Source organism: Chamaesiphon sp. VAR_48_metabat_135_sub (assembly GCF_031418915.1).
In the GTDB taxonomy this organism is placed as follows: domain Bacteria; phylum Cyanobacteriota; class Cyanobacteriia; order Cyanobacteriales; family Chamaesiphonaceae; genus Chamaesiphon.
This window is the reverse complement of record NZ_JANOJV010000274.1, coordinates 1-10,662: the sequence shown is the minus strand read 5'-3', so window position 1 is coordinate 10,662 and position 10,662 is coordinate 1. Positions and strand designations below refer to the sequence as shown.

9 protein-coding genes and 1 pseudogene are annotated in these 10,662 nt (G+C 44.7%); 6 read left to right on the top strand and 4 right to left on the bottom strand.

Going from position 1 to position 10,662, the window contains the following annotated elements:
* Positions 1-162: 162 nt before the first annotated feature.
* Positions 163-1,068, bottom strand: coding sequence for an ABC transporter permease (locus RMO55_RS19350; protein ID WP_310429351.1), 906 nt, complete (start codon positions 1,066-1,068; stop codon positions 163-165).
* A 102-nt stretch (positions 1,069-1,170) separates the two neighbouring features.
* On the opposite strand from RMO55_RS19350, the gene RMO55_RS19345 reads away from it, so the two are divergent.
* A complete protein-coding gene (locus RMO55_RS19345) occupies positions 1,171-2,217 on the top strand; it encodes a dipeptide epimerase (protein ID WP_310429349.1) in 1,047 nt (348 codons plus the stop codon).
* On the opposite strand, the gene RMO55_RS19340 is transcribed toward RMO55_RS19345, so the two are convergent.
* Positions 2,147-3,469 carry an anion permease gene (locus RMO55_RS19340; RefSeq protein WP_310429347.1) on the bottom strand — a complete coding sequence of 441 codons (1,323 nt, stop codon included), beginning with the start codon at positions 3,467-3,469 and terminating at the stop codon, positions 2,147-2,149. The two genes, RMO55_RS19345 and RMO55_RS19340, sit on opposite strands and share 71 nt — an antisense overlap.
* A 137-nt stretch (positions 3,470-3,606) precedes the next feature.
* Here RMO55_RS19340 and RMO55_RS19335 point away from each other — a divergent pair, with 137 nt between their 5' ends.
* From RMO55_RS19335 to RMO55_RS19325, 3 genes are all read left to right on the top strand, one after another.
* Positions 3,607-3,867 (top strand): hypothetical protein, encoded by a 261-nt coding sequence (locus tag RMO55_RS19335; RefSeq protein ID WP_310429345.1) that lies wholly within the window; start codon positions 3,607-3,609, stop codon positions 3,865-3,867.
* Positions 3,868-3,916: 49 nt separating this feature from the next.
* Entirely contained in the window at positions 3,917-4,714 is a 798-nt protein-coding gene (locus RMO55_RS19330) for a WecB/TagA/CpsF family glycosyltransferase (RefSeq protein ID WP_310429343.1), read from the top strand.
* Positions 4,715-5,133: 419 nt separating this feature from the next.
* Positions 5,134-6,453 (top strand): hemolysin family protein, encoded by a 1,320-nt coding sequence (locus RMO55_RS19325; RefSeq protein WP_310429341.1) that lies wholly within the window; start codon positions 5,134-5,136, stop codon positions 6,451-6,453.
* 56 nt (positions 6,454-6,509) lie between these two features.
* Here RMO55_RS19325 and RMO55_RS19320 read toward each other — a convergent pair whose 3' ends face one another.
* A complete protein-coding gene (locus RMO55_RS19320; RefSeq protein WP_310429339.1) occupies positions 6,510-7,238 on the bottom strand; it encodes an ABC transporter ATP-binding protein in 729 nt (242 codons plus the stop codon).
* Between the two features lie 78 nt (positions 7,239-7,316).
* Between RMO55_RS19320 and dusA the strand changes: the two genes are divergently transcribed.
* Entirely contained in the window at positions 7,317-8,324 is a 1,008-nt protein-coding gene (gene dusA, locus RMO55_RS19315) for a tRNA dihydrouridine(20/20a) synthase DusA (RefSeq protein WP_310429337.1), read from the top strand.
* A 21-nt stretch (positions 8,325-8,345) separates the two neighbouring features.
* On the opposite strand, the gene RMO55_RS19310 is transcribed toward dusA, so the two are convergent.
* On the bottom strand, positions 8,346-9,974 hold the full coding sequence (locus tag RMO55_RS19310) for a glycosyltransferase family 39 protein (protein ID WP_310429335.1): 1,629 nt from the start codon (positions 9,972-9,974) through the stop codon (positions 8,346-8,348).
* 242 nt (positions 9,975-10,216) lie between these two features.
* Between RMO55_RS19310 and RMO55_RS19305 the strand changes: the two are divergent.
* Positions 10,217-10,662: pseudogene (locus RMO55_RS19305) on the top strand (DUF58 domain-containing protein); the annotation flags it as partial.

Genomic DNA, 10,662 nt, shown 5'->3' with positions numbered 1-10,662 from the left:
GGCTACCACGTACCGACATGTCAGCTAGACTTCGTTTGCGCGGGTGCTCTCCCCCCCCACCCCCCCCTTAAACGGGGGGGGTTTTCCGGCCCCCTCCCCTTTACAGGGGGTGGGTTGGGGTGGGGTAAAGATCTCCGCAGCAACTCAAGTAGTCTTTCAAGACTACCGCCCTCTCTCCCTAGGATTAATCAACTCACTCAAACCTTCACCCAACAACGATAAACCCGTTACCATCAACGTCAAAGCCAAACCAGGAAAAAACGTCGTCCACCAAATCCCCGTCGAAAGTGCGGGTAGAGCCTGTTTGAGATCGTGTCCCCATTCAGCTACCTCGTCGGGTAAACCCAAGCCGAGGAAACCCAAACCACCCAACACTAAAATCGCATCAGCCGCATTAAGCGTAAATAGAACTGGTACGCTTTGCACCACATTAGCAAATAGATATTTTTTCAAGACATGACTGGTAGATGCGCCTAATGCCTGAGCCGCTTCGACAAACATTTGCGTCTTCAAACTGGCTGTCTGATTTCGCACCACCCGAAAGTACTGAGGAATGTAGGAAATACTCAACGCGATCGCTGCATTAAATACACCCTTACCCACGATAAATGCTAACGTTACCGATAATAATAATCCAGGCAACGTGTAAATCGTATCCATCAAGAAGAGGAGGACTCGATCGAGATTGCCACCTAAATAGCCGCTGATCATGCCTAGCGGAACGCCAATAAGCAAACTCATCAAAGTCGCTAAGATCACTACTTGCAGAGCCGCCTGAGTGCCGAACAGCGTCCGTGCAAACACATCGTATCCCTCCCGACTCGTCCCAAACCAATGCTGTAAAGAAGGAGCCTGATTGATCGGATTATATGGCGGCATCGAAGAGCCTAACAAGTCTTGTGGATCTTGAAGTAAGCCGACGGCTTGTAATAGCGGCGCAAATAAAGCAATCGCGACGAAACTCACCGTAATAATTAAACCCAATCCTAGCAACTGGGTAGACAGATTATGCTGGCGGTTGCGGAAAAGTTGTTTGACAGATCCAAGGGAAATTTTACTGACAGCCATGAGAAAATTTGAGGCGATCGGTGAACGGTTCACCTACTATAAGGCAATCAGTCCGCTAAAATTTATTAAATTCAGTCGAACGACTCATCGGTACTGCTAAAAATGGAAATCGAACTTTATCCCTACACTGTCAATAAACGGTTCGCACTGCAAATCGCTCGTGGTACCAGCAGTCAAAATCATAATTTAGCAGTCGGAATCACTGCCGATAATATTACAGGTTGGGGCGAAGCGGTACCATTTTCGATCGGTAGTCAAGTTCAGTCATTCGATCGAATCACCACGGCTCTACAGGCATTTATCCCCCATCTAGTAGCCTATCATCCGCTCCAACGTCAATCGATCGAGAGCTTGATGAATAAACATCAACTACCCTCCGCAGCAATGGCGGCGATCGATCTGGCACTATATGATTGGTTGGCTAAAAGTGTCGGTTTACCACTGTGGAAATTGTGGGGCTTAGATCGAGATAAAATTGTCCCGATTTCGGCGACGGTGGGGATAAATACACCTGAAGGGGCGAGAGCCAGAATTCGGGGATGGTTGGAGGTATTCGACGCGCGGTTTTTAAAAATAAAACTGGGGAATCCCTTGGGAATTGGTGCCGATCGCGAGATGATGTTAGCAGTTAAGGATGAAATGCCCGATGCAAAATTAACTGTCGATGCTAATGGCGGCTGGAATCTGGAAGATGCGATCTTCATGAGTCAGTGGTTGGGAGATTTGGGCGTAGAATATCTCGAACAACCATTAGCACGCGGCGATGAAGATCGATTAATAGAACTAAAGAAAGCATCGCCATTACCGATTTTTGCCGATGAAAGCTGTTTTACCAGTCGAGATATTCCAAGTTTAGTTGGTAGAGTAGATGGAATTAATATCAAACTCATGAAGGCTGGGGGATTAACTGAAGCAATGCGGATGATTCATACCGCCCGCGCTCATGGTTTACAAGTAATGTTTGGCTGTTATTCGGATACAGTTTTAGCCAATACCGCCGCCGCACAGTTATCGCCACTGGCAGATTATTTAGATTTAGATAGTCATCTAAATTTACTAGACGATCCGTTTATAGGTGCTAAATTAATCGATGGAAAATTGATTCCAGGTGATTTACCAGGCTTGGGGATCGATCGAATGGGAAGGTAGTAAAGTATCGGAGCATAGTAAAAATTCCCGCACTGAGGAGATTCGAGATCGGAATTGTGACGATCCAAGCTAGCCCGATCGATCTTAGCGTACTCAGACTGACATCGCGCCAATTTTTGATTACGCCGACCCCAACTACCGCACCAACTAAAGCATGAGAAGTCGAGACGGGTAAACCATAACTCGAAGCAATCAAAATCGTTGCTGCGGTGGCTAATTCTGCGGCAAATCCACTACTGGGTTCGAGTTTAATAATGCCTTCGCCAATGGTGGCGATGACTTGTTTCCCCCAAATCGCTAAACCCGTAACTATCCCAACTCCACCGAGGACTAGTACCCACATGGGAATTTCTAAACTAGACTGAGGGACGGTACTAGTACTTTGAATATATAGGATTGTGGCTAAAGGCGCGATCGCATTACCCACATCATTAGAACCGTGTGCAAATGCCACACAGCAAGCACTCAGAAGCTGAAATCTGGCTAATTGACGTTCGACAACTTCCTGTGTTTTCGCGCTAGTCGCTGACTCAATTGCAATCGACTCATTCGCCAATCTTCGCCAACCTACCAAGGTAATCGAGAGCGCAGCCATCCCACCCAATCCCAGCGAAAAATCGTGACGGGGAACATCGGGTAAAAAATCTAGAGGTATTGTTTCGACAACAGTTGGTAAAACAATTACCCCAAACACACTCACCAGAATCAGCGACAACCACGGCATCCATTGTTCGAGTTGAATTAATGGTTTATCTTGCTGCAGAATCCAGCGTTTAATCAGCAGATAAAAGCCAGCAGCTACCGAGGCACTCACCACTGGAGTAACAACCCAGGCGAGCGAAATCGAGCCTAGTGCAGACCATTTTACCGCTTGCGAACCTGCGGCGACCCAACTAAATCCAGCGATCGCACCTACTACAGCATGGGAAGAAGCTACAGGTAAATTTTTGGCAGTAGCAATCTGCAACCACAACCCACAGCTAATTAATACCGCAATCATCCCCAGTAATAATGTTTGTGGCTGACTGACAAATAAATCGGGATTCGCGATACTAGTAGCTAAGGTGGAAGATACTTGTCTGCCAAACAATACCGCACCTGTAAATTCTAATACTCCAGCGATGACGATCGCCTGTTTGAGCGTAACCGCTTTCGAGCCAACGGATGTACCCATCGAATTGGCAACATCATTAGCCCCTAAATTGCAGGCGACATAGAGAGCCAAACAGCAGACAAATATAGTAAATAGCATCGATCGGTCTGAGGATGGGTAAGATTAGTCTATGGATATGGTTCGATTTTAGTGCAGTAGTAACATCATCTCCCGCGATCTCTGCCACTCTTCCCTTACCCTCCTTTGGAATTAAGCTATCTGACACATAACACCTCATGGCACAACACAATCCTCACAGTATCCAACTCCAAATTAACCGCATGTACGAGAGCGGTCAATCTTTGTTTGCTAAAACTAAAGTAGAGGATTGGCTCAAGCAGCGGAATGAAGATCCATCTGACTATGACATTATTTTCAATAAGCAACCTGCGCCTGTAGGTTCTAGAGAAGTGATGGCAATTAAAATTGAACTACAGCGCAAAGACGGGCAACCATTAGATGAATGGTTGTCAAGCCAATTAAATGACAGCCAATAGATCGATCGTCTTTCACAAGATTTACAAGGAGCATCGATAAATACTGACAATGAAAATATCATCAAATCACTCTGCTACTTACATGTCCGATCGCGCATCTACACCTTTGCCGCAATTCAAGATTTTGGGTCAACCAGTCAACCTCTCTACTGATTATATCTCGTGGTTGACCGATAGAATGCAACAAGGGATTGGCACCCACGTGGTCACGATGAATGCTGAAATCGTTATTCAGGCAAATAAGGATGCCGAATTTTCCGCTATCATCGATCGGGCTGACTTGGTTACTCCAGATGGTTCGGGCATTATCATGGCGTTGCGATTGCATGGCATCGAACAATCTCGCTGTGCGGGCATCGATCTGGGGGAAGAGTTGCTGCGATTGGCGGGTAAACCAGAATCAAACTACCCAGTGTTTTTCTATGGCGGGAAACCAGAGATTGTCAAGCAGGCTGCTCAAAACTGGCAAACTGAGTTACCAAACCTGAATATTGTCGGGATCGAACATGGTTATATTGATGCCCAAACGCAAGCCAAATTATTAGATCGCATCCAGGCAACTCAGCCCAAAATCATCCTGGTAGCATTGGGAATGCCTCGACAGGAGATTTGGATTCGAGACAACTTTCATCTGTGTCCTGAGGCAATTTGGATTGGTGTAGGTGGCAGTTTTGATGTCTGGTCTGGTATAAAAAATCGCGCACCACAATTCGTCCGTAAATTAGATTTAGAATGGTTATACCGCATCGCACAAGAACCCAGCCGCTGGCGTAGAGCCTTAGCCTTACCTCAGTTTGCCGTACTCGCAGTGGCGGAAAGGATTAAAAAGTTGAAAGTTGAAAGTTGAAAGCGAAAACCCTAGAAATTCCGCTTAAAAAGCTACCGCGTACCGACAAGTTATTTGAGTTGCTGCGTAGTCTGTGTTACCCCACCCCAGTCCTCCCCGTTACAAGGCTACCGTATATACACAAGTCGGCTGGACTTCGTTTTTAGTCTTGTACGCCCCCCCAACCTCCCAATTCTGGGCAGGGTGGTTTCATCCAAGAAAAGAAAAATGCAAAAACCCTTATTCTTAGTTTTCAACCACTTGTGTATACACGGTAGGCTTTACAAGGGGGCTTAGGGAGTAAGCCCACCTTTAAAAGAAGTCCAGCCGACTTGTGTGGACAAGACAGCCCAGCTCCCAGCTAAAACACCTGACTAGCGACTAGCACCATAGCAGGTACACTAGAGAGAGTATTCGGACAATTCTTCATTCTTGGTTTCATGTCTCTAACTGCGGAATTATTGCTGGTTGCTTTCCTCATCGTACTCAATGGTGTATTTGTGATGTCGGAGATGGCGATCGTCTCAGCCCGAAAAGTTCGATTACAACAATTGGCAGATCGGGGAGATCGACGTGCTGGAATCGCTTTAGGATTATCAATGGCACCCGATCGCTTTTTGCCGACGGTTCAAGTTGGAATTACTCTGCTGGTAATTTTGTGTGGTGCTAGAGGTGAGAGTACAATTTCACGGGTAATTTTACCATTACTGGAAAATTGGTTAGATCCCAAATATAGCGAACCGATCTCATCGGCAATGTCGATCGCAATTATTACTTATCTGACTATTGTCATCTCGGAGTTGGTACCTAAACAACTAGCATTAAATAGCCCTGAAAAAGTTGCTAGTTTAGTCGCTGTACCGCTAAATTTACTCGTCAGATTATCGGCACCAATTATCTTCATCTTGAGTGGATCTACCAAATTTGTCGTTAAGTTATTGGGAATTCAACCTTCCAATCATCCAGAAGTAACCGAAGAAGAGATCAAGGTGATGATCGAGGGGGTATTTGAGGAATCCGAGAACGATATGGTCAAAGGAGTATTGAGTTTAGACAATCTCAAAATTGGTGCGTTGATGACTCCCCGCCCAGATATTACTTGGATCGATAGTGAAGATTCGATCGCGATTACCCGTCAAAAAATTATCGACAGCGATTATTCGAGATTACCTGTATGTGAGGGCGAACTCGATCGAGTCTTGGGAGTAATTCATGTCGCCGATTTACTCTCGCAAACTCTCAAAGGTGAAGAAATAAATCTGACCGAATCTCTCCGCCAACCACTATTTATCCCCGAAAGTACGCGCGGCTTAAAAGTACTAGAACAATTCAAAAAATTTGGCACACATATCGCGATGGTGGTGGATGAGTATGGGGTGATTCAAGGACTAGTCACCATGCACGATATCTTTGAAGAGATCGCGGGTGATATTACTGATTTCAATGAAGAACCAGAAGAACCTCAAATCATTGAGCGTGAAGATGGTTCTTGGCTGTTGGATGGAATGTTATCGATCGAAGAATTACTCGACCAATTCGACATTCCCGAAAGCGCGATTAGCACAGTCGATCGAGGCAACTATCATACTCTTGGCGGTTTTGTCAGTATGCAACTAGGCAAGATACCCATTTCTGGAGAATACTTCCAATGGCGAAAACTCAGATTTGAAATCGTCGATATGGATGGCAAACGAGTAGATAAAGTCTTGGTTAATCTGTCTGAACCTGAAGAAGATCTAGATAAATGCGATGAAAACTAGACTTTGGGCTTTAGGAATTTTAAACCAGAACTATTCACTTTCAACTTTCAACTAATTCATCCCGCCATTGCCACCTGATAGATATCACTAGGCGTAAGATGAGAATGGATAACTTGTCCATCTTTAAACCAAACAATTCGTCTAGTTTGTTTTGCGACATCGGGTTCGTGAGTCACCATGACGATCGTAATTCCGGTCTCATTTAACTGGGTGAAAATGTCCATCACTTCTTGAGTAGTCCGCGAATCTAAGGCACCTGTAGGCTCGTCAGCCAGCAATACTCGTGGTTCGCTGACAATTGCCCTAGCGATCGCGACACGTTGCTGTTGCCCTCCAGAGAGTTGATTGGGACGATTTGCCATTCGGTTACTCAATCCAACTTTCTCCAAAGCGACAACAGCGCGTTCCTTCCGTTCGCTCGGCGGTAGTCCCCCATAAATCATCGGGAGCATGACATTATCTAGAGCGGTAAGTTGAGGTAAAAGATGGAATTGTTGAAAGATAAAACCTAGTTTACGATTGCGAATTTTGGCTAGTTCTGCATCGGGTACGGTGGAGACATCTAATTTATCTAAATAGTAATGTCCGATAGTTGGTCGATCCAAACAACCAATAATATTCATTGCTGAAGATTTGCCAGAACCGGATGGTCCCATGATCGAGCAATATTCACCTTCCGCAATCGTCAAATTTACACCATCTAATGCTTTGACTAAAGTATCGCCGATTCCATAAGTTTTATTAACATCTTCTAGTCGGATAATAATTTGTTGGTTATCGTTCATAGGTGATAGGGGTTTGTAGATAGTAAATAGTGGATACAATATTTAGCAAGCAACGTATCGATCGCACCCAATCAAACAATGTTAGCAGTTAGCTCCGAATTGACAAGTCATAAATCTGCTAGATCTCTACACCCTCTAAGTGTAGCTCCAATGATGGATCGAACCGATCGGCATTGTCGCTACTTCTTACGCCAAATTAGCCGACGCACCCTGTTGTATACCGAAATGGTGACAAGCATGGCAATTTTACATGGAGATAAACAGAAACTTTTAGGATTCGATCGAGCCGAACACCCTCTATCATTACAAATTGGTGGGGATAATCCCCAAGACTTAGCTAAATGTGCCCAAATTGCCGAAGAATTTGGCTATGACGAAGTAAATCTCAATGTTGGCTGTCCCAGCAGTCGCGTTCAAAGTGGGAACTTTGGAGCCTGTCTGATGCTCCAACCCGAACATGTTGCTGAATGTATTGCCGCAATGGTGAATGCAACCAAACTTCCTGTCACGATCAAACATCGCATCGGCGTAGATGATGTCGATAGTTACGAAGATCTGGTCAGATTCGTCTCGATTGTCTCCCAAAGCGGATGTCAAGGTTTTTCCGTTCATGCCCGCAAAGCCTGGTTGCAGGGCTTGAGTCCCAAGGAAAATCGCGAAGTCCCTCCCCTCCGTTATGAGGAAGTACATCGGCTCAAACAGGATTTTTCCCACCTCTCGATCGAGATTAACGGTGGTTTCACTAGCCTAGAACAAGTTCAAAACCAACTTCAATTTGTCGATGCAGTGATGATTGGGAGAGCTATTTATGACAACCCCTATCTTCTCGCCCATGCCGATAGCGAAATCTATGGCGAAACAACTCCACCCCCCAGCCGCCATCAAATTGTCGCAGCGATGCTTCCGTACATTGATGAGTGGGTGCATCAAGGCTGGAAGCTCAATAGCATTACCCGTCATATGTTACAGCTATTTCACGGACAATCGGGAAGTCGGATTTGGAAGCGGTTAATCACAGAGCAATCTGTTTTCCCAGGAGCGGGAGTAGAGGTACTTGAGCGAGCATTAGCGGAGATCCAAGTTTAATCCAATTAACGTCAACATGCCCTAATTTCCATAAGGACGCGGGAAAGGTTTGAGCATAGTTTGAGCTTGATAAACACTAAATGTTTCGACTATTTCCCCACTGCGACGGATGGGAATTTCGCCGAGTTTCGTCAATTCCTTAAAATAGCTAGGATATCGTTTTTGCGCGTCTAGATCGACTTCAAAGGTTTTGCTACCTAAATAAATAGCATTTTTACCCACCCACTGTTTTGATTGCGACCAAAAGGCAAAATCACGGGGTTCTGGGTCGAAACAAGTAATCGGTTTATGAAAGATTGGTTCGATCGCCATACCGATTTGCCCACCTAAATAGTGACGATTGGTAAAAACAAAATCTGCTTTTTTCAGTGCTCGATTTAACTTGCTATTGCTGACAAATCCTTGACGTAGCTGTTGCAGATCGAAAATCTGGGTAGAAGTGTCAGTTTTAATTGGGAATAATCCAAATATTGCCGATTTACTGGGTGTTTGAAATGTGCCCGACCCAATATGGGATAGACCGATCGATAGTAGTAAAATGATGACGGCGATCGATCCAAAAAACCACCGATAGGGAACGCGATTAGCCGAGTTACGACGACCGATCGCGACTAATTCGGCGAGTAAAATTGTTGCCGTCCAAAATCCAGGCATTTTCCAATCGGGTGAAATTTGTCGATCGCCTGACACGATCGTAAATCCGAGAATTAGCGGTAAGGAAAGCCACAATAGTAATGCTCTTTTTTCTAAATCCCATTCAGTCCGAAACGATCGACCACTCGTATATTGTCGCCAATCGAAATTTTTAATTTGTTGGCTGGTAGTGCGGATAATTGCCCATAATAATGGCAAACCAAAAGTGGGGAATAGATAGAGTATTTCAAATAAGAGTGTCGAAATTACTCGATCGATCTGATAACCACCAGTGGAGATATCTCGTCCAGATTGAAAGCGAAATGATGCCCAATCATGAATGATATTCCAAAACAATATCGGTGAAATTGTCAATAAAAAAATTGGAATGCCAATTAATAACCACTTAGATCTAAGCGCACGACGATAATGGGGACTAAATAGACAAAAACCAATTAAACCTAAGCCTAAAATTAAGCCATCATATTTACCCAGACAAGCCAATCCAACTGTCAAACAGAGCAATGTCAATCGATAACTAGGATGATAGGCGCGATAATCAAAAAATTCTTGGGTGGCTAGCCACAATGAGATCGCCCAGAAAAATAATAGTGGTGTATCGGGACTACTTAATGTCCCAAAAGCAATCTGAAAGATCGGAATTGCCGAGGCGATCGCTAGTGTATTAATGGCAACTTGCAGCGGATACAATCTGAGTGCAGCTAGATAGAGAAAGATTAATGAGCCAGTATAAAGCAGTAATGTGCCGATCCTAATTGTAAATTGAGATACTTGTCCGGTCAACCAGACACCAATACCTGTAGTCCAAGCCACCAGTGGCGGACGATCAAAATAGCTCCAATCGGGATGAAGAGTGTAGAGATAATAATGGGCTTCCTCAAATCCTGGATTTAGCCAGATGGAGATAACTAGCCTCACCAAAAAGCCCACGAGTAAAATAATTACCGCCGTGCGATGATAGTAAGCCGAAAAACCTTGATAAAGTTGAATCCCCATGAATACTTAGGTATATAGGCACTAGAAAAGATCGATCCCCTGACGATATTGTTAACGATCGAAATTGTTGGTGCCACTGCTGTAACAGCGCATTGCCATAACTTGAAATTGTACTGAGATGCATAGGTAAAAATTTTACCGCGTTTATGCCGATCGAGATCGATACTCTTTGCCAGTGAACCACTGTCGATCGATGGGTACTCTAAATAATATCAAGGTCTAATCTCGATTGCTGAATCTAAATGCTCATACTCAACCGCGCTAATGAATGGCTGGAAACTAACTGGGTAACTCCCGCTTATGCTGGATGGTTGTTGACGATCCTGACGATTTGCTTCTTTGGCGCAGCGACTAATACGATGGCTGGTTGGCTATATGTATTGAGTGGGGTGGGAGTAGCCTTACTCGGTGTATCGGCAATTTTACCAGCTCGATCGATTCAAGCTCTGACAATTAGTCGTGGGGCAATTTTACCAGTTACGGCTGGCGCAGAGTTAGAAATTGCGCTGACTATTCACAATCCTAAACCACAGGTGCAAACCTTATTTCAAGTCCGAGATTTGAGTCCATTTCCCAGATTGAATTCGCTAGTAACCACGGTAGAACAAGTTTTACCTCAAAATGAATATCGATGGACGTATCGACAGCCTACCGAGCAAAGAGGGGTGTATCGGTGGGAAAAAGTTGC

Bases quoted from the DNA above. Each gene is read 5' to 3' on its own strand.
- RMO55_RS19340 (WP_310429347.1), bottom strand. From the start codon at position 3,469: ATGCTATTTACTATATTTGTCTGCTGTTTGGCTCTCTATGTCGCCTGC.
- RMO55_RS19320 (WP_310429339.1), bottom strand. From the start codon at position 7,238: ATGAACGATAACCAACAAATTATTATCCGACTAGAAGATGTTAATAAA.
- RMO55_RS19325 (WP_310429341.1), top strand. From the start codon at position 5,134: ATGTCTCTAACTGCGGAATTATTGCTGGTTGCTTTCCTCATCGTACTC.
- RMO55_RS19310 (WP_310429335.1), bottom strand. From the start codon at position 9,974: ATGGGGATTCAACTTTATCAAGGTTTTTCGGCTTACTATCATCGCACG.
- RMO55_RS19335 (WP_310429345.1), top strand. From the start codon at position 3,607: ATGGCACAACACAATCCTCACAGTATCCAACTCCAAATTAACCGCATG.
- RMO55_RS19350 (WP_310429351.1), bottom strand. From the start codon at position 1,068: ATGGCTGTCAGTAAAATTTCCCTTGGATCTGTCAAACAACTTTTCCGC.
- RMO55_RS19345 (WP_310429349.1), top strand. From the start codon at position 1,171: ATGGAAATCGAACTTTATCCCTACACTGTCAATAAACGGTTCGCACTG.
- RMO55_RS19330 (WP_310429343.1), top strand. From the start codon at position 3,917: ATGAAAATATCATCAAATCACTCTGCTACTTACATGTCCGATCGCGCA.
- dusA (WP_310429337.1), top strand. From the start codon at position 7,317: ATGTTAGCAGTTAGCTCCGAATTGACAAGTCATAAATCTGCTAGATCT.